Raw genomic sequence first — 23,664 nt, 5'->3', positions numbered from 1 at the left:
CTCCGTGTCACCAGGTATCGGTGCGGAAAGGGGAAACAGGAAGGGCGTCGCGATTGATCAGATTGGCGTCGTCCGGGTTTTCGCTCCAGCCGTAGCGCACGGCGACCGGTGCGGCGACGGCATCGCTGCGCACGATCACGCGGTCGCCATCGATCTGCGCGGTGGCCGGGTGGAAGCGTTGATCGGCGCCGGCAATTCGAAAGCCCTGCACAGCACCGCCGCCACGCACCTGCAGCGCGCTGCCCTGCAAATCAAAGCCCAGCACCGCCTTGCCGCCGTCAAAACTTGCGCGCTTGAACACCGGCGCGCTGTACACCAGCGTTTCGCCATACGCCACATGCCGCGCCGCCAGTGCAAGGCGATGACCCACATCGCGCTTGTTGGTGGGATGGATGTCGGTGGGGTTGCCGATATCGATGATCACCGCCTGCCCGGTCGCCGGCAGCGCCAGCGTCTTGGACTGCGATTCGCGCAACAGCGCCCACGGGCTCAGCTCGCCCTTGTCCCCGCCGGCCTTGAAGTTGGCCAGCTGCACCCACAGGAACGGCAGCGTTTTGTCGCCACGCTCGGCACGCCACTGCCGGATCATCGCTGCGAACTGCTCGCGGTATTTCACCGCGCCGGTGTCGGTGGCATTGGTTTCGCCCTGGTACCAGATCACGCCCTTGACCGGGAACGGCTGCAGCGGATGGATCATCTGGTTATAGAGCAGCGTGGGCAGCTGATTCTTGTTGTCGGTCAACGACACCCTCACTGCGGCCGGGCGGAATTTCCAGCCGTCCAACGCGCGTTTGGCACCGGCGCTGGTCTGCACGAAGCGCTGCTCGTCCGGGCCATGCATGCCGCCACCGCCGCTGAGGTCTTCCACGCGGACCGCAATGTGGTTGACGCCGGCCTTGAGCGCCGCAGCCGGCACCTGATACACGCGTGGCAGGTTCCATTGCTTTTCGGTGCTGCCGACCTGCTGGCCGTTGACGTAGGTGGTATCCGAATCGTCGATCTGGCCCACGCCCAAGGTGATGCCGGCCTTGGCCTCGGCAGCGCTGAGCGTGATGGTGGTGCGATACCAGGCGATGCCGTCCATGCCGTCGTAGCCGCTGGATTCCCATTGCTTGGTGACCGGGATGCTGTCCCAGTCGCTGTCGTCGAACGCCGCTTCGCGCCATTGCGGCATCTCGTCCTCCACCTTGGGCCAACGCGCGATGCGCTTGCCGGTGGCCGCCTGCGCTGCGGCGTCGCGTTGCTTGATCGCCTCGATCGCGCCCTGGTTCTGATCGGCATTCAGGCCCAACGACGCAGCGTCCATCCACGCTTCGATCGCGCTGCCGCCCCAGGTGCTGTTGACGATGCCGATCGGCACGCCGGTGCTGGCGCGCAGCTCCTTGGCGAAAAAATAGCCAACCGCGGTGAATTCACCGGCATTGGCAGGCGTTGCGGCCTTCCACTCGCCACCGGTCAGGCGCGCCTGCGGCTGCACCGACCACGACTTGGGCACCTTGAACTGCCGTAGCTGCGCATCGTTGGCAGCGGCCACCGCTTGCGGGCCGTCGCTGGCCTGGGCCAGCGGCCATTCCATGTTCGATTGCCCACCGGCCAGCCACACATCGCCGACCAGCACATCGCGCACCTGCAGCTCGCCCCCGTCGCCCTGCACACGTAGCACGTACGGACCACCGGCTGCATGCGCAGGCAGCCTGACCTTCCATTGCCCTGTTGCGTCGGCCTTGACGGTGGCGCGCTTGCCGTCGAAGCTGACCGCGATCGCGGCGTTGGGCGAAGACCAGCCCCAGACCGGCATCGGCTGATCGCGCTGCAGCACGGCGCCATCGGCAAGCAGCAGCGGCAGCGTCGGCACCGCCCAGGCACACGGACTGACCAGCACCAGGCCCAGCAGGCAGCCACGACGAACGAAAGAAGCGGTCATGCAGTGATCTCCAAATTTGGCGCAGCCAGGCGCCGCACAGCGCCGTACACGGTAAGACAGCGCGATGACGCGCGCAGCGCGGCCGCGCTCATCGTGGATCGCCATAGAAGATGCCACGGCCGCCGGTGGCAAAGTACACGCGGCCGGCAATCCGCGGGTCGCCGGTCACGCTATACGGTTTGCCGAAGCGATGGGCATCGTCGTTGATGCGTCGCCAATGGGCGCCTTCGTCGTCGGAGCGGAAGATGCCATCCACGCCCGCCACGCGCCCGGCCAGATACAGGGCCGGCGGCGCGCCGGCACGTAGCGCCTTGCCGATGCCCAGCGAGCGCGCTTCATCTGATTTGGATAGCGTGCGCAACTGGCCGTTCTGCCAACGCATCACGCCCAGCGTCGGGCTGGCCAGATACACCACGCCCGCACGCCAGGGGTCGGGACGCAGTTGCGGGCGCGCACGTTCATCGCGCGCCGGGCTGCCAACCTGCTGTCCGGTATCGCGAAAGCTGGCCGCGCCATCGCTGCTCTCGTACAGGCGCCCGCTCACCCGATCGGCCGCATACCAGCGCTGCGCATCGACGCGGTCGGCCACCACCACCGCGGTATCGGGCAAGCCCTGCACGCGCTGCCAGCGCTTGCCGAAATCGCCAGTGCGCCACACCCCGCCTTGGTCCGGCACCCACACCACCTGCGATGCATCGGCGGCAATGGCAATGGTGCCGGCCCCCTGCCCGCGCGGCGGCTCGCTGGCGAATGCAGCCCAGTGCGTGCCCCCGTCCTGCGAATACAGCGCGCGAATCTCGTTGTTGCGACGATCGCGCACGGTACCGCTGCGCACCACCCACTGCGGCGCCTGGCCGGCGCCATCGATGCTTTCGCCATTGGTCAGGCGCGGACCAAGATACTGCAACTGTGCGGTGTCCAACGCGTCATGCCGGAAGCCATCGATATCGCCCAGCGCGCTGAGCAGATGCGCGCCGGCCATCGGGCTGAGCAGATCCAGCGGCACGGTTTCTTCCAGCCCACGGTCCTGGAACCACCACTGCAGCGGCTGCTGCTCTGAAAACGTCTGCAGATTGCGCGAGGCCCAGATGCCGTAGCCGGTGACGAACGTGGCGTGGTTGCTATCGAACGGATCGATCGCCAGCGCGCCTATCCAGTGCGGTGTTGCGTGCGCGGTCCACGGCGCGGCGCTGTGATCGAACTGCGCAGCCGCCAACAGCGGAACCCAGCTGCGTCCGCCATCGCCGCTGCGAAACACCTCATCGCGCGGCGTGCGGCGGCGGAACGTGCTGGCCAGCAGCACCTGCGGATGTTGCGGATCCACCGCCACCGCGCCCCAGCCGAAACCATCGCCAGTGGCTGGTTGTGGAATCGGGCTGATCTCGCGCCAGCGGCCTTGCGTCGCGTCGTAGTTCCACAGCGCGCCACCGGCCATCAGATCCGGGCCGGGGCGATCGCCATAGCTCAAGTACCACTGCCCAGCGTTGTGACCGACCATGTGGCTGGGGCGCAGCCCCTTGGGTTGCCCGGCCACGGCCGACCAGGTGCGCCCCGCATCTTCGGAGACATACAGGCTGGTTTGCGCAGTCGAAACGCCCACATAGATGCGTGGTGTCGCAGCGCCAGCATGGCCGCTGGCGGCGTCGAACACCACGAAGGCGATGCCCACCGCCTGTTCGCTTCCGACATGGTTGCGCGCCGTGGCGCCAGCCAATGCATCGGCAGGAAATCCTTCCACCCGCGCCCAGTGCGCGCCGCGATCGTCGCTGCGCCACAGGCCCGCATCACGTGAGCCAAGCAACAGCACACGGCCGTCGTGCGGGTCAACGGCCAGCCGCTCGCCATTGGCGCGGCCCAATTGATTGCCACCGAGCTTGAACGGCAGGTCGGCGCGTTCGAACTGCTTACCGCGATCGAACGAACGCAACACCGCGGCATTGCCGGCGCGTTCGTGCATGTAGGTGCCAGCAGCCAGGTACAACGCGTTCGGGTCGGCAGGATCGACCGCAAAAGCGTCGATTCCCATCAGATTCCAATCGTCGGCGCCCAACCAATCGGTCAGCGCGACCCACTGCTGCGCCTGCGCGTCCCAGCGATAGGCACCACCGACATCGGTGCGTGCATAGGCAAGATCGCGTTCGGCGGGATGAAACAGCACACCGGTGACAAAGCCGCCCCCCCCGATGGCCACGCTGTGCCACTGATACGGGTCTGGCGTACCGGGCTCGTCCGCGGATGCCTCGGACGTCATGAAGAGCAGCACCAGCGTCAGGCAGACGGCAGTCAGCCACGCATGTGCTGCAGAAAAACGGCGCTTAGTAGGCGGATCGATCACGGCGATCATTCCTCCGGCTCCCCTCGCGATCGATGGCCTGGCCATCGATAGGAAAAACACCGGCCCAACGAGCTGCCTGCACAGCTCGCCGGACCGGCGACGCACTTCCTACGGCGCGTTCTACAGGCTGGCCCGCAAGGTCAGGCCATACCGACGATCGTTGATCACGAAATCGCGGTAGCGCGACTCGGTGCCCAGATAGCTTTCGCGACGGGTATCGAGCAGGTTCACGCCATCGAGCGAAATCGACCACACATCATTGATGTTGAAACGCAGCGAGGCATCCAGCTGGCCGAAGCCCTTGTTGTAGACCGGCAGGTTGCCGGTGCCGTTGCCCGCAGTGGTCACCAGCCAGTCGCTGCGCCAGTTGTAGGCCACACGGCCCTGGAAGCGCGCCGTTTCGTAGCTGAGGATCGCGTTGTAGCTGTTCTTGGACAGGCCCTCCAGCGGCACCGTCAGCGACTGGCCGTTGGTGTCGGTGGCGGTCGGGCTCGGCGCTTCGCTGTCGACGTAGGTGTAGTTGGTCTGCAGGCCGAAACCGCTCAACCAGCCCGGCAGGAAGTCGAAGAACTGCGTGTAACCCAATTCGGCGCCGCGGATCTTGCCCGAATCGCCATTGACCGGACGGGTGATCTGCCACACCTGGCCGTCGTACACCTCGTTGAAGACGGCATTGGCGATGAAGCCTTCCACCTTCTTGTAGAACAGGGTGCCGTACATCATCGACCCCTGGCCGAAGTACCACTCCAGCGCGGTGTCGAACTGGTCGGCCTTGACCGCTTCCAGACTCGGGTTACCCGCGGTGCCGGTGAAGGTCGAAGCGCCGTTCGAGGTGCCGGTGCTCAGGCTCAGGTTCGGGTTGAGCTTGTCGAAGGTCGGGCGCGAAATACCGCGCGAGGCGGCAAACCGCCACTGCAGCTGATCGCTGAGCATCCAACGCAGATTCAAGCTGGGCAGCACGTCGGTGTAGGTCTGCTGCGCATCCACCGGAATCAGGCCGCCACCTTCGGCATCGGTGCCGGTGCGTACGCCCTGCGAGCCCACTTCGGTGCGCACCACGCGCACCCCGATGTTGCCATCGAACGGAATGTCGCCATCCACGCCGAAGCGCAGTACGCCATACGCCGCGTAGGTCTTCTCGCTCTGCGTGTTGATGTTGTTGGGCGCAAATTCCAGCGGGGTGGCACCGAAGGCAGCCAGGGTCTGCTGATAGTTCGCCACTGCCGCATCGGATGCCGTCAGGGTCGGCCCGAAGGCATGACTCTCGCCGCGGAAGAAGTCGGTGATCGGATTGGTCATCACGCCGATGCCGGGGTACTGCGAAAACGGTGCGCCCGCGCAATTGTTGATGCACATGAAGCGATAGATGTTGCCCTTGGTTTCGGCATCGCGGTCGGTGTAACGCACACCGGCCTTGAAGCTGCGCACGAAGTCGCTATCGAAGGCCAGATCCATATCCGAACGCCAGGCGAATTCGGTGCCGGTGTTGTCGTCCTTGTTGTCCAGGTGATAGCGCCAACCGTTGTAGTTGTTGACGTCGGCCAGGTAGCCTTCCGCACCGCTGGCATCGGTCACCGACAAGCGCGGCAGATCGCCACGGAAATCCACGTTGAACTGCGGGCTGGTGACCTGACCGGTAGACAGGATGTAGCGCGTGCCGGTGGTGGTGGCATCGACATACTGGAAGTCGGTGCTCAGGGTCAGCTTTTCGTTGACCGTCCACTTGGCACCCAGCGAGTAATCGGTGGTCACCGAATGCCGCTCGGTCAAGCTGGTATTGGATTCGGTCGGCACATTCTGGAACGAGCCGTTGACGAACTCGTTGCGGTTATTGACCTGGATGCCAGGCAAGCCCTGCATCGGGTTGGCGCCGGTCAGCGCGAAGAACGAATAATCGTGCCAGCTGAAGTCGTAGTCCGAACGCAGCACCTGCGTATAGACCTCCACTGCATCGTTCGGACGCCACTGCATCGCAAACGCGCCGGTCTTGCGCTCGCGCTCGCCGACGGTGGTGTTGATGCCGGCGCCGTGCGGTACCGACACGCCCTGGCCTTCGTAGCCCGGCAGATCGGTCTGGGTGTACCACGGCTCGATCGAGATGGTGTCCTGACGGAACGGGCTCTTCTGCTGCGAGTAGTTCACCAGGATGCCGATCTCGCCGATACCGGTCTGCCAGCGATCGCTGAACAGGCCCGAGAACGCCGGCTTGCCGTCGTCGGCGAGGTCGTAATAGTTGTACTGCACGCTGCCGGCGATCTTGCGGCCGTCGTAGTCGAACGGCAGACGCGTGCGCAGGTCGACCGTGCCGCCCAGGCCACCTTCGATCATGTCGGCAGACGGATTCTTGTAGACATTGACGCCACCGAGCAATTCGGCAGACACGTCTTCGAAGCTCAGGCCACGGCCGTCGTTGGCGGTAAAGATGTCGCGACCATTGAGCTCGGTGCGCACCTGGGTGAGGCCGCGGATGGCGATCGAGCTGCCTTCGCCGTAGTTGCGCGAAATCTGGATTCCGGAGATGCGCTGCAGCGCTTCGGCCACGTTGTTGTCGGGCAGCTTGCCGATGTCTTCGGCAACGATGGAATCGACGATCTGCTCTGCGTTCTGCTTGACCAGCTGCGCCTTGGTCACGCTGCTGCGGGTACCGGTGACCTGCACGGTGTCCAGCTGTTGCGTCGTCGCATCCGATGCCGGCGCGGCAGTGGTGGTCGCATCCTGCGCATAGGCCTGCGCGCTCAGCAGCGTGGCCACACTGATGGCCATCACGGAGCGGCGGAAATCACGGATCGAACGCTGACCCACAGTCCGGCCTGCCGGAACGTGGCGATGTTGCACTGACATGGTGCTCCCTCCCAGGACGCATGTACTTCTAGTTTTTAGCGGGCCGGTGCGCGAGCGCCCTGCCCGTCGTTGTGCTGGCTTGGCATCTGCCGACGGCAAGTGCCGTGGCTGGGTAGATGCGGTGTAAACCCGATCGGGCTTACCTGGTAGCTGCGGCCGGAGCATAGGGCGCGGCCGTCATGCCAGACCAATGAAATATTCCTGGAAAGGTATTCGCTAAACCTATAACAACCCCAGAAAACCCGGCAACTCTGGCATCGTAGGGACATGGCACTGATTTGAACGTGGCGGGCTCAACTCTGAGAGCCCGCGCACGTCACCTGCGTGATCGCCCGCACTTACCAGTTCATGCGCAGCACCAGCGAGTAACGCCGGTCGTTGACGAACCAGCTGCGCGTATACAAATGGTAGTCGACCTCGCCGCCCGTGTAGGACGTCGGCCCCATCAAGACCTTGGTCACCGTGTTGGTCAGATTGTTGGCCTGCATGCCGAGCTGGACATGCGGGTTGAAGCGGTAGAACGCCGAGGCGTCGAGCTGGCCGTAGTCGTCCGACCAGGTCGGCAACTTGGTCGACACGTCGCTGGCGGTGAGCAGGTAGCGCGAACGCCAGTTGTAGGCCAGGCGCAACGAAAGCGGTCCTTTCTCGTAGATGCCGGCCAGGTTGTAGCTGCGCCGCGACAGCCCTTCCAGCGGCAGGCTCACACCGGTGACGGTGGTCTGGGTGTACGGGTCGGTGGCGGTATTCACGCCGCCGCTGCTGTCGACGAAGGTGAAGTTGGCATTGACGCCGAACCCGCTCAGCCAACCCGGCCACGAATCGAAGAACTGCGTGCAGCCATATTCGAAGCCGCGGATGCGCCCCTTGTCCATGTTGTACGGGCGCGTCACCAGCCAGTCCTGCCCACCGTAGTTTTCGGTGACGGTCTGGTTGGAGAAGTAATCCTTGACGCTCTTGTAGAACAGCGTCAGGTACATCATGTCGCTGGTGTCGAAGTACCACTCCAGTGCGGTGTCGTACTGATTGGCCTTCATCGGCTGCAGATTCGGATTGCCGGCAGTACCGGTCCATCTGGAAACAGTGCCATTGGACTCGGTGTTTGCCGCGAGCAGCAGGTACGGCTGCAACTGCGTGTAGTCCGGGCGCGCCATCGCCTTGGACGCGGCGATACGCCACTGCAGCGCGTCGGAGAACTTGAAGCGCATGTTGAAGCTCGGCAGCACGTTGGTATAGCTGCCCTTGGCATTGTTGGCGAAGTACTGCCCGGTGTACTGTTCGCGCAGCGCTTCCGAACCCGCGCTTCCCGACAGGTCCGGGAACTGGCCGTAGCCATTGGCTTCGGTCTTGGTCTGCACGATGCGCACGCCGATATTGCCGTCCACCGGCACGCCCAATGCTTCGTCGTTGCCGAAGTACATCACCGCGTAGGCGGCCTGGGTGCGTTCGAACTGGCGATTGATGTCCTGCAGCTGGTACTGGTCCGGCGCCCAGCCCGAGCCGCGCAGCGCCACGATCTGCTCGATCATCTTCGAGGTACCTGCGTAGTCCTTGACTGCGGCGTTGCTCGGAAAATACAGACTGTTGGGCACATCGATCTTGCCGCGGAACAGATTGGAATACGAATACAGCTGCGAGGTGCCGGTCATGTAGGTGGCCAGATCGGCCAGTCCGGTCCCATTGGCGGTCCCGGGAATCTGCGCCCAGTTATCGCTGATCACACCCCAGTTGTAGCCGGAGTTCTTGTTGATCTGGGTGCGGTCGGTGGCGCGGATGCCGGCACGGAAGGTGCGCAGCCAGGCACTGCCGTCGAATGCGTATTCCAGGTCGAAGCGCGTGGCCAGTTCGCGGCCGCGATTCTTCGCCAGATGGTCCATGGCCGCACTCCAGAAATAATTGGAGGGGTTGCTGGTGTAGGTGCTGTCGGCAATCCCGACCGATGGATATTTGCCGCTCAGATCGAAGGTCAGGCCCGGCAGGTAGATCGAATCGAACAGGGTGAAGTCCAGCGAATCGCTCTCCGAGCGCACCAGCTGCATATCGCCGCGCACGGTGAGGTTGCTGGTGAGCTTGTGGGTAAAGCCGCCGGACAAATCCGAGGTGGTCGTGCTCTGCTGCGCGTAGCGGTTATTGGTGTAGAAGCGCACACCATCGTTGCCGGTGACGTTGCCGCGCCAGGAACTGGATGCCGGCGAGCCACTGACGAAGCGGCCGTCGGCATCGTAGGTAAACTGCGTCCCGGGCGCCGGGCCAATCGCGTTGGTGTCGTCGTTGAAGAACGCCGCACGCTCCTGCCAGTTCATGTCGTAACTGGAGCGCATGTATTGCACGTAGATCTCCGTGTCGTCGCTGGGCCGCCACTGGAACGCGCCGGCCACGCCGTTGCGCTTGCGCTCGAAATCGAGCTGCCGCCAATTGACGCCGCCGGGCACGTAGACCTTGTCGAAGCTGGTGCCTTCCAGCAGCGCCGCATCGGTGCGGCGCACGAACGGCTCGACCTGGATGCCATCGCTGCGCGTGGCCAGTTCCGAATGCGCCACATCCACCATCAAGCCCATCTCGCCGAGGCCGGTATTCCAGCGATCGCTGAAGAGAAACGAGCCCGATGGTTTGTAGGTCTTGCTGAAATCGCCGTAGTTCACGTCGGCGGTCGCACCGATGATCCGGCCCGGCTGGTCGAACGGCATGCGCGTGCGCAGGTTGACCGTGCCGCCCAGACCGCCTTCGATGATCTCGGCCGACGGGTTCTTGTAGACGTCCACGCCCGCCATCAGTTCGGCCGGCACATCTTCGAAGCTCAGGCCGCGTCCGCTGGCCGCGCTGAAGCTGTCGCGGCCATTGAGCTCGCCGCGCACCTGGGTCATGCCGCGAATCATCACGCCGCTGCCTTCGGCAGAGAAGTGGTCCGGATCGTTACGCGCCATGAAGTGATCGATGGTCACGCCGCTCACCCGTTGCAGGGTTTCGGTAACGCTGCGATCCGGCAGGGCACCGATATCCTCGGCGCTGACCGAATCGACGATCTGTTCGGCATCGTGCTTGATCGACTGCGACTTGATCAGGCTGGCGCGCACACCGCGCACTTCCACTGCATCCAGGTCGGTGGCCTTGCTTGCGGTGCTCGAGGAGGCATTCTGGGACGACTGCGCCTGCTGCGCATAGACCGGCGCAGCGAGCAAGAGCCCGATGCTGATGGCCATGGCGGAACGGCGCAACGAAGGCAAACGACGGGCGAGCACGCCCGTACCTGCCGAGGCATGGCTGGAACACTGGTACATCTGAATCCCTCCCAGGACGCAAGACGATTGAACAAGTTGTCGCAACGCAGACGCGCGGCGTGATCACGCAAAAAACGGGCGATGTCGCCCGTCAATTCCCTTCAGCAGGCGGCTTGGCCGCCGATCGCGTGCCCGACGTTACGTGCGCTTCAGCGTGCGATTTGGTTCACACGTATAGGCGCACCACGCAGCGCCAGCCAATGAAAATTTCACAGGCTGCTATTCCACTGCGGAATAGCGATGAGCGCACTGGTCAGGCAAGGGAGTCCGGCACGCGCAGCGCGGGATACAGACGTCGTGCAGTGGTGCGCAACGCCTGCAAAATGCGCTCGGCACCGGGCGGCAGGACGTAATCGCGTCGACGGATGATGCCGAACGATTCCATCCGCACGCCCAGTTCGATCGGCAGCACGGTAAGCAATTTCGCCTGGATCAACGGCGCCACCGATTCCACCGGCAGGGCGGTCAGCATGTCGGTGCCGCGCAGCAGGGTCGAGGTGACCGGCAGCGATGAGGTTTCGATGGCATTGGTCGGCGTCTGCACGCCGTGCTCCATGAACATCGAATCCAGGCGCGCGCGCAACACGCTGTCGGCCGGCGGCAGAATCCAGCCGTGCCGTACCAGATCGGCGTGCTGCAGGCCGGCGCGGCTGGCCAGCGGATGGCCGGCACGCGCGATCACCGAATGCGGCTCGTCGGCCAGCGGCTCGAACTCCAGCTCGCCCACCCCTTCCGGCCCGAGGATGCGCCCGATCACGATATCGAGCTGCCCGTCCAGCAACTTGGCCACCAGCGGACGGCTGTAGTCCATTTCCACCCGCACCAGGATGTCCGGAAATTCGCGCTTGACCTCGGCGATGGCCTGCGGCACCAGGTTGGTGCCCGGATTGACCACCGTGCCGATCGAAGCCTGGCCCATGCGGCCGGCGCGCAGCGCGGCGATTTCTTCCTGCGCCCGCCCAATCTCCGACATCGCTGCGCGTGCGCGCCGGATCAGCACGTGGCCATACCAGGTGGGCTCCACGCCACGGGCATGCCGCTCGAATAATTTCACCCCCAGCATGTCTTCCATTTCCGCCAGCAACTTGGACGCGGCCGGTTGCGTCATGCTAGCGGCCTCAGCCGCGCGCAACACCGAGCGCTGTTCGTGCAAATGCAGCAGCAGCAGGAGCTGGCGCGTCTTGAGCCGGGCTGCGTTGAACCAGGGAGTACCGGAATTTGCCATAGCGTGCGGTTGCGACCGTGTATTCGTCGGAGGAATAGAATATGCCGAAAATTTCATTTGCAGCACATATCTCCCCGCGCGAGGCTATCGAACGCCGCAGCAGGAGCCCCTACCTCCCGGGCGCGGTCAGAACAGACGTGACCTGCCCGTCCTCGGGCGGCAACACGCACGCCCTATATGCGGAGGTGGACGACGATGACGGCATCATGCCCGCCGATTGCAGGCCGTAGGACGGCGCATGCGTGTCCAGGTGACGCTCCCTCAAGGTCGGAATCCATCGCCTTGTTCGGCACACGTCCTCCTCCCACGCTGCGCGTCGGCCGCCATGCCACGACACGCAGTCGCGCAGCCTCCCCCGACGTTGCCGGCCCTCCGGCCGCCAACCGCCGCTTTCCGCTCTACCGCGAGTAACCGCATGACTTCAGATACCACCGCCAGCCCGTTCGTCCTGCCCCTGGTCGCCATCCTGCGCGGCATCACGCCGGAAGAGACGCTCGACCATGTCGGCGCACTGATCGACGCCGGTTTCGATGCGATCGAAATCCCGCTCAATTCGCCGCGCTGGGAGCAGAGCATTGCACTGGCGCAGCAGACCTTCGGCGCGCGCGCCTGGATCGGTGCGGGCACGGTGTTGCGCAACGAAGATGTCGACACCCTGGCCGAGATCGGTGCGCGCTTCATCGTTACGCCGAACACGCGGCCATCGCTGATCCGTCATGCGGTGTCGCGCGGCCTGACCGTGGTGGCCGGCTTCGCCACCGCAAGCGAAGCGTTCGACGCCATCGACGCCGGCGCAACCATCCTCAAGCTATTTCCGGCAGCGACCTATGGCGCCGCGCATGTGCGCGCGCTGCGCTCGGTGCTGCCCACGCACATCCCGGTCTATGTGGTGGGCGGCGTCAGCCCGCAGACCCTGGCCGGCTTCGTTGCCCAGGGCGCCGCCGGCGCCGGCATCGGTGGCGAACTGTACAAACCCGGCCAATCGCTCGAAACAACCCAGACGCATGCACGCGCCTTTGTGCAGGCCTACCAGGAACTGCAAGGATGAAGATCACCCGCCTCACCACCTACCACGCCGCACCGCGCTGGCTGTTCCTCAAGGTCGAGACCGACGAGGGCATCACCGGCTGGGGAGAGCCGGTCATCGAAGGCCGCGCGCGTTCGGTGGAGGCCGCCGTGCACGAACTGGCCGGCTATGTCGTGGGCAAGGATCCGGCGCGCATCAACGACCTGTGGCAAACCCTGTACCGCGCCGGCTTTTATCGCGGCGGCGCCATCCTGATGAGCGCCATCGCCGGTATCGACCAGGCGCTGTGGGACATCAAAGGCAAGGCGCTGGGCGTGCCGGTGTACGAATTGCTGGGCGGGCTGGTGCGCGACCGCATGAAGACCTATCGCTGGGTCGGCGGCGACCGCCCGGGCGCGATCATCCAGCAGATCACCGACTACCGCGCGCTGGGTTTCGACACCTTCAAGTTCAACGGTACCGAAGAAATGAAGCTGATCGACAGCGCGCGCGCAGTCGATGCGGCGGTGGTCAAGGTGGCTGAAATTCGCGGAGCCTTCGGCAACACCATCGACTTCGGCATCGATTTCCATGGCCGCGTCGGCGCGCCGATGGCCAAGGCGTTGTTGCGCGAGCTCGAACCGTTCAAGCCCCTGTTCGTCGAGGAGCCGGTGCTGGCCGAACAGGCCGAGTATTACCCGCGTCTGGCCGCAAGCACTTCGATTCCGCTCGCCGCCGGCGAACGCATGTTCTCGCGCTTCGAATTCAAGAACGTGCTGTGCGCCGGCGGCATCGGCATGGTGCAACCGGACCTGTCGCATGCCGGCGGCATCACCGAATGCGTCAAGATCGCCGCGATGGCCGAAGCCTACGACGTCGGCTTCGCCCCGCACTGCCCGCTCGGCCCGATCGCACTCGCCGCGTGCCTGCACGTGGACTTCGTTTCGCACAACGCCGTGCTGCAGGAACAGAGCATCGGCATCCACTACAACGAAGGCGCGGATCTGCTCGATTACGTCGTCAACAAAGACGATTTTCACTGCGTGGATGGCAGCATTGCCGCACTGCCCAAACCCGGGCTCGGTGTGGAGATCGACGAAGAGATGCTCAAGCGCGCAAACGAAAACCCGCCCGACTGGCGCAACCCGGTATGGCGCCACAGCGATGGCAGCATCGCCGAATGGTAAGCACGCCCGAACACACCGCCGTGCTGGCGGTCGACAGCCGCTGCACACATGGCGAAGGCGTGCTGTGGTGCGAGCAACGCCAGGCGCTGTACTGGGTCGACATCAGCGAAAAACGCCTGTGGCGGCACCATCCGGCCAGTGCGCACACGCGCCACTGGACACTGCCCGACCGTCCCGGCTGCATCGGCTTGATGGACGATGGCCGCGTGCTGATCGCGCTGGCCAAGGCGATCGGCATTGTCGATCCGGACACCATCGAAGAAGACGTGCTGCCCTTCGAAAAACTGGCGGACGTGGAAGCGGACAACCCGCTTACGCGCAGCAACGATGGCCGCGTCGACCGGCATGGCAATCTGGTGTTCGGCACCATGGACGAACACGACAGCAAGGCCGCGCGCGGTACGTTCTACCAATTTTCGCTGAAGCACGGCTTGCGCGCCCTTCCGCTGCCGGGTGTATCCATTCCCAATTCGATCTGCTTCAGCCTCGACGGCCGCACCATGTATTACTGCGATTCGGTGCGTCCGCAGATCCTGTGCTGCGATTACGACCCGGAGACTGCACAAACCAGCAACATGCGCGTGTTCACCAGCCTGGACCGCGATGACGCAGAGCCGGACGGCTCGATCATCGACAGCGAAGGCTACCTGTGGAATGCACAATGGCGTGCGTCGCGCGTGGTGCGTTATCGCCCCGATGGCAGCGCGGAGCGCGTCGTGCAGCTGCCGGTCAAGCACCCTACCTGCAGCGCCTTCGGCGGTGCAGCGCTGGATAGACTGCACGTGATCTCCTCGCGTCTGGACCACAGCGCCGATGAGCTGGCCCGCATGCCCGAGGCCGGCAGCCTGTTCGTCTGCGACCTCGCCATCGCCGGCCTGCCCGAAACTCGGGTGGCGAGCGCGTGATCGCCATCGATTGGGGCACCAGTAGCCTGCGCGGCTATCTGCTCGGTGCCGACGGCAAGGTCCGTGCGCAGCGCCGCGGTAGCGACGGCATCCTGGCCTGCCAGGGCCGCTTCGACGAAGTGCTGGCTGGCCTGATCGATGGCTGGGACGGCCCGCTGCTGCTCTCGGGCATGATCGGCAGCCGCAATGGCTGGGTCGAGCAACCCTACCTGCCCTGCCCGGCCGACACCGCCGCGCTCGCCCAGGCGATGCGCTGCTACGACGCGCTGTTGCCGGGCCGCGCGCTGTGGTTCGTGCCTGGCGTCAGTACCGGCGAACAGACCGGCGTGCCCGATGTGATGCGCGGCGAAGAAACCCAACTGGTCGGGCTGATCGCCGCGCTCGGCGACGGCGCGCATGTCGCCTGCCTGCCCGGCACGCACAGCAAGTGGGCGCGGATCGCCAACGGCCAGCTCACAGGTTTCGCCACGGTCATGACCGGCGAGTTGTACGCCGTGCTGCGTCGGCACAGCATCCTCGGCAAGCTGATGGATGACGACCACGCTGCGCTGGACGCTGACGCATTCCTCCAAGGTGTCGATCGCAGCAACGACCCTGGCGGCCTCAGCCACCACCTGTTCGGCACCCGCACGCTCGGCCTGTTCGAACGCCTGTCCTCGGCGGCGCTGCCGTCCTACCTCTCGGGCGTGCTGATCGGCCACGAACTGCGCGAGCACCGCGGCGGTCACGCCACCGTGCATCTGGTCGGCAGCCCCGCCCTGGCCCAGCGCTACGCACTGGCGCTGCAGCACCTGGGTGTCGAAAGCCGGCTGCATCCGGAAGATCTGGCTGCGGCAGGGTTGTTCGCGCTGGCCAGGCAGCGCGGGCTGGCCTGACAGGCCAGCAGCAAAAACGCCGACAACTCCACACCCATCACGCGACTGCTTTAGAATTGGAAGGCTAAACGCCGGATTCCGCCATGCCTTTTGTTGTCACCGAAAACTGCATCAAGTGCAAATACACCGACTGCGTCGAGGTTTGTCCGGTGGATTGCTTCCACGTCGGGCCGAACTTCCTGGTCATCGACCCGGACGAGTGCATCGACTGCACCCTGTGCGAGCCGGAATGCCCGGCCAACGCGATCTATCCCGAAGACGACGTGCCAGCGGGCCAGGAAGCCTTCGTGGCGCTCAACGCCGAGCTCGCCAAGGCCTGGCCGGTGCTGACCGTGCGTCAGGAGCCGGCACCGGATGCCGCCGAATGGGATGGCAAGCCCAACAAATTGCCGCTGCTGCAGCGCTGAGCTGCATGACCGGGCGCGGCCCGGAGCCGCACCGCTGCCGCACCTCACAATGCAGTTGCCATCAACTCCGCACTAACGCAAAACGGGCGCCCAAGGCGCCCGTTTTGCTATCCAGCAAACCGCACCGGCCTCAGCCGCCCAGCTTGCCCTTGAGCGCAGCGATCACCGCCACCGGCGCTGCCGCCGTCGCCGGCATGCCACGTGGGTCCACGGCCGACACGTAACTGCCGGCGTCGACCTTGACCACGCGCACCAGGAAGCTGGAACCCTCGTAGCTCACGTCATAGGAACCGAGCATCTGCGCCTTGCTGGCGATGGTCAGGCCGGGGATGTCGGCCAATGCCGCGCCCACCTTGCCGAACACCTCGTCGCGCTCGCCCGGCACGGTGAACCCGCTATTGGCGCTTGCCGACGGCGGCGTGTTGGTCTGCTGCTGGGTGGTCGAAGCCAGCGTCGGCACCTTCATCGCACCGGAGGTGTCGGGCAGGTTCAGATCCGGCGGCACTTCCAGTGGGCGGGCTTCCGGGGCCAGCGCATAGTCGCCGCGCGCGCCCTTGTGAAACCAGCTGCAACCGCTCGTGGCAGCGACGGTGGCGGTCGCCAGCAACGCGAGCGACAGCACGCGGACGGGGGAAACGGAATGACGCATCGATAGATCTCCTGGGTCAGGCCGCGAGCATTTCGCGGCTGGAAAGCGCTTCCAACGCAATGGCGTCGGCGGCAAGGCGGTCGGCGGCAGGCTGGTGCGCCGCAGAAAGAGGCAGCAGCGGCAAGCGCAGGCCGTGGCCGATCCCGGCGCGCTGCAGCAGCGCCTTGACCGGGATGGGATTGGATTCGATGCCGCAGAAGTTGTGGTATTCGCTCAGCCGCGCGTCCCAGGCAGCGGCAGCATCGCGCTGGCCATCGCGGGCCAGATCGCACAGGCGCCGGTACGCCGCCGGCAAGGCGTTGGAGGCGACCGAGATCAGCCCGGCAGCGCCGGACAGCATCGCGTGCGCCGCGCTGCCGTCGTCGCCGCTGAGCACCACAAAACTGTCGCTGCGCAAGGCCACCAACGCGGCGACGCGCTCGGGTTCGCTACGCGCTTCCTTGATACCGACGATGTTCGGATGGCCCACCAGCTCGGCCACCGTCTCCGGCAGCAGGTCGCAGCCGGTGCGGCCCGGCACGTTGTACAGCACCACCGGCAGGCCACCTTCATCGGCCACCGCCAGAAAGTGTGCCTTCAACCCGGCCTGGGTCGGACGCACGTAGGGCGGCGTCACCACCAGCGCGTACTGCGCGCCCAGCGCTGCAGCGCGACGGGTCTGCGCAATGGTCTTTGCCGTCCCGGACAAGCCGGTGCCGGCCAGCACCGGCACGCGACCGGCCACCTGCGCCGCGGCAGCGCGCAGTAGGGTGTCGTATTCGTCGTCGCTCAATGCCGCCGCTTCGCCGGTGGAGCCGGCAACCACGAGTCCCTGCACGCCACCGTGCAACTGCTGCTCCAGCAGCCGCCGCCAGGCATCCAGGTCGAGTGCGCCATCGGGACCGAAGGGGGTCGCCAGCGCGGTGATGATGCCGGAAAGGGACAAGATTCTGCTGCTCTTACGTGACAGGAAAAGGCCCGCGCACGCGCGGGTTGCGACCGCCTGCATGTTACTTGCGGCGCGAAACCACGGGCAAGTATGCTGGTCACCGCCAGGGCGCCTGCCCGGGCGGCCATTCAGCCTGATGCAATGCCGGAAGCCCCTTTGACCGACTCTACACCCCGGCCTTCGCCGACCGAAAATCACCTCCTGATCAACGCCTACACGACGCATCCGGAGTCCCCCCTGTTGCCCGTCACTCGCCGCATCGCCGACAGCGGCTGCAATCTCGTGGACGCCCGTCTGGCCACGGTGGGGCGCGACGTCTCGGTCACCGCACTGGCAACCGGCTCCTGGGATTCGGTCGCCAAGCTCGAAGCCATGCTGACCCGGCTCGAACGCGAGGAAGGTCTCAAGCTGGTGTGGTATCGCACCGGCCCCAAGCAGACCCAGTCCAACCTGCTGCCCTACATCGTCGAAGTGATCGCCGCCGACAAGCCGGGCATCCTGTTCCAGCTCGCCGATTTCTTCGACCGCCAGGGCATCACCATCGAAAACCTGCAAAGCACCCGCTACCGCGCCATGCAGACCGGCGCGGAGATGTTTTCGGCGCAGGTGACGATCGGCGTGCCGGCCAACATGCACATCGCCGCCTTGCGCGATGATTTCCTGGAATTCTGTGATCACCTCAATCTCGACGCGATCATGGACCCGATGAAGTTCTAAGGCACCAACCATGGCCATCGCGATCTCTGCGCTAAAACAGATGTTCGACCACATCCGCTCGGAGACCGATTGGAATCTCGACGGTCCGCTGCGCTGGGAGTACTTCTTCGCCGATCCCGCGCAGGAGCCGCTGCAGAAACTCGCCGAGCAACTGACCCAGGACGGCTATCGCGTCATCGACATCTTCCTCGGCGAACGCGACGAAGACGATGGCGACGACGAAGAGTCGTACTTTCTGCATGTGGACAAGAAAGAACACCACACCATCGAGTCGCTGAATCAGCGCAATGCGCAGTTCGACGCACTTGCCAAACGCTTCCATGTGGCTGCTTATGATGGGATGGACGTCGGCCCGGCATGACCGCGCCGTACGCCCCTCCACTTTGGGCTGAGCAACGATGACCGACGCTGTATTCGAACTCCCTGCTGCAACCTTCGACCTGCCGCTGGCGCTGTCCGGCGGCACCCAGACCACCCTGCGCGACTATGCCGGCAAATGGCTGGTGCTGTACTTCTATCCGAAAGACAGCACGCCCGGCTGCACCACCGAAGGCCTGGACTTCAACGCCTTGCTGCCGCAGTTCAAAAAAGCAGGTGCGATGGTGCTGGGCGTCTCGCGCGATTCGGTGAAGTCGCACGACAACTTCTGCGCCAAGCAAGGCTTCACCTTCCCGTTGATCAGCGACAGCGATGAAGCGCTGTGCCGCGCCTTCGACGTGATCAAGGAAAAGAACATGTACGGCAAACAGGTGCTCGGCATCGAGCGCAGCACCTTCTTGCTGTCGCCCGAAGGGCATGTCGTGCTGGAATGGCGCAAGGTCAAGGTCGCCGGCCATGCCGAGGCCGTGCTGGCCGCAGTAAAGGCGCACGCCAAACAGTGACATCCCTCGCTTCCCGCGTCCTCCATCACCCTGCAGCTGCAGGCGTGATGGCTCGCCCCTGCTCCATCACTTGGAAGACCCAATGACCCGAGGCAAGCGCATCTACGTGCTGGACACCAACGTGCTGATGCACGATCCCACCGCGCTGTTCAAGTTCGAGGAACACGATGTGTTCCTGCCGATGCAGGTGATCGAGGAGCTCGACAACGCCAAGAAGGGCACCTCCGAAGTCAGCCGCAATGCACGCCAGGTCAGCCGTTTCCTGGACGAATTGCTGGAAAACACCAACGCCGAGCAAATCCAGGCCGGCATCCTGCTCAGCCATCCGCAGGGCATCCAGCTTAAAGGCCAGGCCGCGATCGGCCGGCTGTTTTTCCAGATCAAGCCGATCGATCCGGGCCGGACCTTCGGCGAAATGCTGCCGGACAACAAGATCCTTGCCTCGGTGCTGGCGCTGCGCGAAGAAAATCCGGATGTGCCGGTCATCCTGGTGTCCAAGGACATCAACCTGCGCATCAAGGCCTACATCAGCGGCCTGGTCGCCGAGGACTACCAAAACGACCGTGCGCTGGACGATTTCAGCCTGCTGTTCACCGGCGCCATCGAGCTGCCGGAAGATTTCTGGCAGAAGCACAACGAAGATCTGCGCAGCTGGAACGAACGCGGCCGCACCCATTACGAAATCGTCCTGGCCGAGGACGAAGACTGGTATCCGAACCAGTACCTGTACCTGCCCGGCGAAGACGAGGTGGAGCTGCGCGTGGCCAAGGTTGGCGGCGGCAAGGCCACCCTGTGCCTGGTCGACGATTTCCGCAGCGGCCAGCATGCGGTCTGGGGCATCGTGGCGCGCAACCGCGAGCAGAATTTCGCGCTCAACGCGCTGATGGACCCGGAGATCGACTTCGTCACCCTGCTCGGTACCGCCGGCACCGGCAAGACCTTGCTCGCACTGGCTGCAGGCCTGGCGCAGACCATGGACCAGCAGCGTTACCGGGAAATCATCATGACCCGCGCCACCGTCAGCGTGGGCGAAGATATCGGCTTCCTGCCCGGTACCGAAGAAGAAAAGATGACGCCGTGGATGGGCGCACTGACCGACAATCTGGAAGTGCTCACGCACAACCAGGAGGGTGGCTCGTGGGGCCGAGCGGCCACCAACGACCTGCTCGCCAGTCGCATCAAGATCCGCTCGATGAACTTCATGCGCGGCCGCACCTTCCTGTCGCGGTATCTGATCCTGGACGAGGCGCAAAACCTCACGCCCAAGCAGATGAAGACGCTGATCACCCGTGCCGGCCCCGGCACCAAGATCGTGTGCCTCGGCAACGTCGAACAGATCGACACCCCCTACCTCACCGAAACCACTTCGGGGCTGACCTACGCGGTGGATCGCTTCAAGGCGTGGCCGCATAGCGCGCACATCACGCTGCGTCGCGGCGAGCGCTCGCGTCTGGCCGACTTCGCTTCGGAGGTGTTGTGATGCGCGCATATCGCGGCGCGGCGGCGCTCGCCGCGATCGCGCTGGCCGGTTGCGCCAGCACGCAGGGGCCATCCAGCGTGCCGACCAATCTCAAGAACGGACAGTCCTGGATCATCACCCGGCAGAGCGTGGCCGAACAGGTGTTGCAGACCTGCTCGCGCGACAGCCCGGCGCGGCATCCAGGCCGGATCAGCGGCTATGGAAGCGATCCAGGTCTGCGACGGCGGCAGCATGTTCTGGGGCGCGCTGTACGAGCCGCAGACCGGCGCGTTCTCGCAGATTGCAATCAACGGTAGCCCCTGAACCCGAGATGGGAATCCTGCTGCCGCGCTGGGTCTGGGTTGGCGCGGTGGCATTGTCGGCCGTGGCCGGCATGGTCAATGTGGTGGGCTACCTGGGCTCCGAGCACCAGGTGGTCAGCCACCTCACCGGCACGACCAGTCTGCTTGGCGTTGCCCTGGCGCAAAACACCGCACCGGACATCGGCTTTCTCTGCGGCGTCCTCATCGCCTTCTGCGCAGGCGCCATGCTCAGCGGACTGATCATCGAGGACGATGTCTTGCGGCTTGGACAGCGCTACGGCGCCGCGCTGATGATCGAGGCGCTGCCGTTGCTGGGCGCGACTGCGCTGTTCAAGTTGCATCATCTCGGCGGCGTCCTGTGCGCCGCTGGCGCCTGCGGCCTGCAGAATGCGATGGCGACCAGCCTCAGCGGCGCCGCGGTCCGTACCACGCATCTGAGCGGCATGTTCACCGACCTGGGCATCGGCCTGGGACACCTGCTGCGCGGGCGCCCGCTGCAGGTGCGCCGCCTCGCGCTGAGCGCGCTGATCATCAGCGGCTTTCTGGGCGGCAGCATCCTCGGTACCTTGCTGTTCCAGCGCTGGCAGTACGACGCGCTCTACCTGCCCGCCAGCCTCACCGGATCGACCGGCGCTGGCTATGTCGCCTACCTGCAATGGCGTCGCTGGCGCACAGGATGATGTGCACATCCTCCAGCCAGCAGTGCAGAATCGCCACATGACTACGCCCAGTACGCTGTCTGCATTGAGCATCGCCGGCTCCGACTCCGGCGGGGGCGCCGGCGTCCAGGCCGACCTCAAGACCTTCGCCGCGCACCGCGTGCACGGGTTGTCGGCGATTACCGCATTGACCGCGCAACACACCCGCGCCGTCACCGCCGTGCATCTTCCACCACTGCCCTTTCTGCAGGCGCAGGTGGATGCATGCTTCGCCGATTTCGAGATCCAGGCGGTCAAACTCGGCATGCTGGCCAATGCCGACATCATTCATTGCGTGGCCGACCTGCTTGAGCGGTATCGCCCGCCGTTCGTGGTGCTCGACCCGGTGATGGTGTCCACCAGCGGCGCGCGCCTGCTCGAAGATGCGGCATTGGATGCGCTGCGCACGCGCTTGCTGCCGCTGGCCACCCTGGTGACCCCCAATACGCCCGAAGCCGAGCTGCTGACAGGCCACCGCATCGACAGCGCCGACGCCGCCGAACATGCCACCGCCGCCTTGCTCGACCTGGGTGCCAACGCGGTGCTGCTCAAGGGCGGACATCTGCACGAGGGCGCACGCGTGCTCGACCGCTTCGATGACGGCGTGACCCAGGACGTGTTCATGCATCCGCGCCTGCAGGTCGATGCGCACGGCACCGGCTGCAGCCTGTCGGCAGCCATCGCCGCGCAGCTGTGCCAGGGCCTGTCGCTGCTCAATGCCTGCGAAGCGGCGATCGATTACGTTGCCCGCGCCATTCGCATCGGCCAACGCCCGGGCCAGAGCGATGTGCTGGTGCTCGACCACTTCGGCGCCGCGCGCGGCGCATGAGCGTGCAGACCGACACCCTGCTCGCCAGCGCTGCAGATGGGCACCGCTGGCAAATCATCCGTTGCGCGCCGCCGCACCCGACCGCAACGCTGCTGTGGCTGCCGGCATTGGGCGTGGCAGCGCGGCATTACCAACCGTTCGCACAAGCGCTCGCGTCCACCGGGGTTGCGGTGTATGTGCACGAATGGCGCGGCAATGGCAGCAGCACGCTGCGCCCGTCGCGTGAGCACGATTGGGGCTATCGCACGCTGCTTGCAGACGATCTCCCCGCCAGCCACGCCCTACTCGATATCCACGACCCGCAGCTGCCGCGCATGATCGGTGGACACAGCCTTGGCGGTCAGCTCGCGTGCTGCTACGCCGCCCTGCATCCGGTGCAATTCGCCCAGCTCTGGCTGGTGGCCAGCGGCTCGCCGTACTGGCGCAATTTTCCCGGCCCCATGCGTTACGGCCTGCCCTTGGCGTTTCGGTTGTTGCCATGGCTGGCGCGCAGGCAGGGCGTACTGCACGGGCGCAAGCTCGGTTTTGGCGGCACCGAAGCACGCAGTCTGATTGCCGATTGGGCACAGGTCGGCCGCAGCAATCGCTATCGCGCGGCAGGCGCGCCATGGGATCTGGAACAGGCGCTGGGCCAACTGCGCGTGCCGATCCGCGCAGTCACCCTTGCGCGCGACACGTGGGGCCCAGCAGATGCGCTGCGCGCATTACTCGACAAGATGCCGCAAACACACCCACACCATGTGCGATTGGACGATGTGCACCTCGGCGCACGCAGCGATCATTTCGCCTGGATGAAAACGCCTGCGGCCGTGGTCGCTGCGCTGCGTCGCGCGCCTGACCACGACCGCAACGACGCTGGAATTTCACAAAGGGATTGACGGACCCGTCGCTCATCCGCATAATTCCGCTCCTGACGAGGCGCCCGTAGCTCAGTTGGATAGAGTACCTGGCTACGAACCAGGCGGTCGGGAGTTCGAATCTCTCCGGGCGCACCATCCTCAGAACAAGAAGAAGACAGCACTCACGCGCTGTTTTTAAGTTAAAAAGATCCGATCGCCCCGCGTCAGATCTGCAAGTCAAAACAAGATATGCGCCCGTAGCTCAGTTGGATAGAGTACCTGGCTACGAACCAGGCGGTCGGGAGTTCGAATCTCTCCGGGCGCACCAATCTTGAAGAAAACGACCAGCTTGCTGGTCTTT

19 protein-coding genes, 2 tRNA genes and 1 pseudogene are annotated in these 23,664 nt (G+C 64.9%); 15 read left to right on the top strand and 7 right to left on the bottom strand.

Annotated features, from left to right (window positions below; all coding sequences use genetic code 11):
* Positions 1 to 7: 7 nt before the first annotated feature.
* The 5 genes from AMD14_RS09480 to AMD14_RS09460 all read right to left on the bottom strand — a co-directional run bounded on the left by AMD14_RS09480 (position 8) and on the right by AMD14_RS09460 (position 11,600).
* Entirely contained in the window at positions 8 to 1,924 is a 1,917-nt protein-coding gene (locus AMD14_RS09480) for a sialate O-acetylesterase (protein WP_011051129.1), read from the bottom strand.
* Positions 1,925 to 2,012: 88 nt separating this feature from the next.
* Positions 2,013 to 4,268 carry a WD40/YVTN/BNR-like repeat-containing protein gene (locus tag AMD14_RS09475; protein ID WP_011051128.1) on the bottom strand — a complete coding sequence of 752 codons (2,256 nt, stop codon included), beginning with the start codon at positions 4,266 to 4,268 and terminating at the stop codon, positions 2,013 to 2,015.
* A gap of 111 nt (positions 4,269 to 4,379) precedes the next feature.
* Entirely contained in the window at positions 4,380 to 7,100 is a 2,721-nt protein-coding gene (locus AMD14_RS09470; RefSeq protein WP_011051127.1) for a TonB-dependent receptor, read from the bottom strand.
* Positions 7,101 to 7,438: 338 nt separating this feature from the next.
* On the bottom strand, positions 7,439 to 10,375 hold the full coding sequence (locus AMD14_RS09465) for a TonB-dependent receptor (RefSeq protein ID WP_011051126.1): 2,937 nt from the start codon (positions 10,373 to 10,375) through the stop codon (positions 7,439 to 7,441).
* A 253-nt stretch (positions 10,376 to 10,628) separates the two neighbouring features.
* Positions 10,629 to 11,600, bottom strand: a complete 972-nt coding sequence (locus AMD14_RS09460; protein ID WP_003481928.1) for a LysR family transcriptional regulator — start codon at positions 11,598 to 11,600, stop codon at positions 10,629 to 10,631.
* Positions 11,601 to 12,015: 415 nt separating this feature from the next.
* Between AMD14_RS09460 and AMD14_RS09450 the strand changes: the two genes are divergently transcribed.
* The 5 genes from AMD14_RS09450 to fdxA all read left to right on the top strand — a co-directional run bounded on the left by AMD14_RS09450 (position 12,016) and on the right by fdxA (position 15,980).
* Positions 12,016 to 12,648 (top strand): 2-dehydro-3-deoxy-6-phosphogalactonate aldolase, encoded by a 633-nt coding sequence (locus AMD14_RS09450; RefSeq protein ID WP_003481924.1) that lies wholly within the window; start codon positions 12,016 to 12,018, stop codon positions 12,646 to 12,648.
* Positions 12,645 to 13,793, top strand: a complete 1,149-nt coding sequence (gene dgoD / locus AMD14_RS09445; protein WP_011051125.1) for a galactonate dehydratase — start codon at positions 12,645 to 12,647, stop codon at positions 13,791 to 13,793. Before AMD14_RS09450 ends, dgoD begins: the two co-directional genes overlap by 4 nt.
* Positions 13,787 to 14,698: an SMP-30/gluconolactonase/LRE family protein gene (locus AMD14_RS09440; protein ID WP_011051124.1), complete on the top strand. Its 912-nt coding sequence runs from the start codon at positions 13,787 to 13,789 to the stop codon at positions 14,696 to 14,698. The genes dgoD and AMD14_RS09440 overlap by 7 nt, the downstream gene beginning before the upstream one ends.
* On the top strand, positions 14,695 to 15,573 hold the full coding sequence (locus tag AMD14_RS09435; protein WP_003481918.1) for a 2-dehydro-3-deoxygalactonokinase: 879 nt from the start codon (positions 14,695 to 14,697) through the stop codon (positions 15,571 to 15,573). The genes AMD14_RS09440 and AMD14_RS09435 overlap by 4 nt, the downstream gene beginning before the upstream one ends.
* Positions 15,574 to 15,656: 83 nt before the next feature.
* The gene (gene fdxA, locus AMD14_RS09430; RefSeq protein WP_003481917.1) at positions 15,657 to 15,980 is read left to right on the top strand and encodes a ferredoxin FdxA; all 324 of its coding nucleotides are present in this window, start codon (positions 15,657 to 15,659) and stop codon (positions 15,978 to 15,980) included.
* 130 nt (positions 15,981 to 16,110) lie between these two features.
* Here fdxA and AMD14_RS09425 read toward each other — a convergent pair whose 3' ends face one another.
* Together AMD14_RS09425 and dapA are read right to left on the bottom strand one after the other, a co-directional pair.
* Positions 16,111 to 16,629 carry a hypothetical protein gene (locus AMD14_RS09425; protein ID WP_005916570.1) on the bottom strand — a complete coding sequence of 173 codons (519 nt, stop codon included), beginning with the start codon at positions 16,627 to 16,629 and terminating at the stop codon, positions 16,111 to 16,113.
* Between the two features lie 16 nt (positions 16,630 to 16,645).
* Positions 16,646 to 17,554 carry a 4-hydroxy-tetrahydrodipicolinate synthase gene (dapA, locus tag AMD14_RS09420; protein WP_011051123.1) on the bottom strand — a complete coding sequence of 303 codons (909 nt, stop codon included), beginning with the start codon at positions 17,552 to 17,554 and terminating at the stop codon, positions 16,646 to 16,648.
* Between the two features lie 93 nt (positions 17,555 to 17,647).
* Here dapA and AMD14_RS09415 point away from each other — a divergent pair, with 93 nt between their 5' ends.
* The 10 genes and pseudogenes from AMD14_RS09415 (at position 17,648) to AMD14_RS09370 (ending at position 23,631) form a co-directional block, all read left to right on the top strand.
* On the top strand, positions 17,648 to 18,274 hold the full coding sequence (locus AMD14_RS09415) for a glycine cleavage system transcriptional repressor (RefSeq protein WP_002813792.1): 627 nt from the start codon (positions 17,648 to 17,650) through the stop codon (positions 18,272 to 18,274).
* Between the two features lie 10 nt (positions 18,275 to 18,284).
* Positions 18,285 to 18,635, top strand: a complete 351-nt coding sequence (locus AMD14_RS09410) for a ribonuclease E inhibitor RraB (protein WP_003481909.1) — start codon at positions 18,285 to 18,287, stop codon at positions 18,633 to 18,635.
* Positions 18,636 to 18,672: 37 nt separating this feature from the next.
* Positions 18,673 to 19,155, top strand: a complete 483-nt coding sequence (locus tag AMD14_RS09405; protein WP_005916564.1) for a peroxiredoxin — start codon at positions 18,673 to 18,675, stop codon at positions 19,153 to 19,155.
* Positions 19,156 to 19,237: 82 nt separating this feature from the next.
* Positions 19,238 to 20,635: a PhoH family protein gene (locus AMD14_RS09400; RefSeq protein WP_003481904.1), complete on the top strand. Its 1,398-nt coding sequence runs from the start codon at positions 19,238 to 19,240 to the stop codon at positions 20,633 to 20,635.
* Positions 20,635 to 20,938, top strand: a pseudogene (locus tag AMD14_RS09395) (hypothetical protein). Before AMD14_RS09400 ends, AMD14_RS09395 begins: the two are co-directional and overlap by 1 nt.
* A gap of 7 nt (positions 20,939 to 20,945) precedes the next feature.
* Positions 20,946 to 21,617, top strand: coding sequence for a YoaK family protein (locus AMD14_RS09390; RefSeq protein WP_011051120.1), 672 nt, complete (start codon positions 20,946 to 20,948; stop codon positions 21,615 to 21,617).
* A 37-nt stretch (positions 21,618 to 21,654) separates the two neighbouring features.
* Entirely contained in the window at positions 21,655 to 22,464 is an 810-nt protein-coding gene (gene thiD / locus AMD14_RS09385) for a bifunctional hydroxymethylpyrimidine kinase/phosphomethylpyrimidine kinase (RefSeq protein WP_040107608.1), read from the top strand.
* On the top strand, positions 22,461 to 23,342 hold the full coding sequence (locus tag AMD14_RS09380) for an alpha/beta hydrolase family protein (protein WP_011051118.1): 882 nt from the start codon (positions 22,461 to 22,463) through the stop codon (positions 23,340 to 23,342). Before thiD ends, AMD14_RS09380 begins: the two co-directional genes overlap by 4 nt.
* Positions 23,343 to 23,382: 40 nt before the next feature.
* Positions 23,383 to 23,459: transfer RNA gene (locus AMD14_RS09375), tRNA-Arg, on the top strand.
* Positions 23,460 to 23,554: 95 nt separating this feature from the next.
* Positions 23,555 to 23,631 (top strand) — tRNA-Arg (locus AMD14_RS09370).
* Positions 23,632 to 23,664 lie beyond the last annotated feature (33 nt).

The sequence above is a fragment of the Xanthomonas citri pv. citri genome (assembly GCF_000961215.1).
Lineage (GTDB): Bacteria > Pseudomonadota > Gammaproteobacteria > Xanthomonadales > Xanthomonadaceae > Xanthomonas > Xanthomonas cissicola.
This window is presented reverse-complemented; position numbering and strand designations above follow the sequence as displayed.

What these genes read in the sequence shown, in the direction of transcription:
- AMD14_RS09480 (WP_011051129.1), bottom strand. Translation starts at nt 1,924, where the DNA reads ATGACCGCTTCTTTCGTTCGTCGTGGCTGCCTGCTGGGCCTGGTGCTG.
- AMD14_RS09475 (WP_011051128.1), bottom strand. Translation starts at nt 4,268, where the DNA reads ATGATCGCCGTGATCGATCCGCCTACTAAGCGCCGTTTTTCTGCAGCA.
- AMD14_RS09470 (WP_011051127.1), bottom strand. Translation starts at nt 7,100, where the DNA reads ATGTCAGTGCAACATCGCCACGTTCCGGCAGGCCGGACTGTGGGTCAG.
- AMD14_RS09465 (WP_011051126.1), bottom strand. Translation starts at nt 10,375, where the DNA reads ATGTACCAGTGTTCCAGCCATGCCTCGGCAGGTACGGGCGTGCTCGCC.
- AMD14_RS09460 (WP_003481928.1), bottom strand. Translation starts at nt 11,600, where the DNA reads ATGGCAAATTCCGGTACTCCCTGGTTCAACGCAGCCCGGCTCAAGACG.
- AMD14_RS09450 (WP_003481924.1), top strand. Translation starts at nt 12,016, where the DNA reads ATGACTTCAGATACCACCGCCAGCCCGTTCGTCCTGCCCCTGGTCGCC.
- dgoD (WP_011051125.1), top strand. Translation starts at nt 12,645, where the DNA reads ATGAAGATCACCCGCCTCACCACCTACCACGCCGCACCGCGCTGGCTG.
- AMD14_RS09440 (WP_011051124.1), top strand. Translation starts at nt 13,787, where the DNA reads ATGGTAAGCACGCCCGAACACACCGCCGTGCTGGCGGTCGACAGCCGC.
- fdxA (WP_003481917.1), top strand. Translation starts at nt 15,657, where the DNA reads ATGCCTTTTGTTGTCACCGAAAACTGCATCAAGTGCAAATACACCGAC.
- AMD14_RS09425 (WP_005916570.1), bottom strand. Translation starts at nt 16,629, where the DNA reads ATGCGTCATTCCGTTTCCCCCGTCCGCGTGCTGTCGCTCGCGTTGCTG.
- AMD14_RS09415 (WP_002813792.1), top strand. Translation starts at nt 17,648, where the DNA reads ATGCTGGTCACCGCCAGGGCGCCTGCCCGGGCGGCCATTCAGCCTGAT.
- AMD14_RS09410 (WP_003481909.1), top strand. Translation starts at nt 18,285, where the DNA reads ATGGCCATCGCGATCTCTGCGCTAAAACAGATGTTCGACCACATCCGC.
- AMD14_RS09405 (WP_005916564.1), top strand. Translation starts at nt 18,673, where the DNA reads ATGACCGACGCTGTATTCGAACTCCCTGCTGCAACCTTCGACCTGCCG.
- AMD14_RS09400 (WP_003481904.1), top strand. Translation starts at nt 19,238, where the DNA reads ATGACCCGAGGCAAGCGCATCTACGTGCTGGACACCAACGTGCTGATG.
- AMD14_RS09390 (WP_011051120.1), top strand. Translation starts at nt 20,946, where the DNA reads ATGGGAATCCTGCTGCCGCGCTGGGTCTGGGTTGGCGCGGTGGCATTG.
- thiD (WP_040107608.1), top strand. Translation starts at nt 21,655, where the DNA reads ATGACTACGCCCAGTACGCTGTCTGCATTGAGCATCGCCGGCTCCGAC.
- AMD14_RS09380 (WP_011051118.1), top strand. Translation starts at nt 22,461, where the DNA reads ATGAGCGTGCAGACCGACACCCTGCTCGCCAGCGCTGCAGATGGGCAC.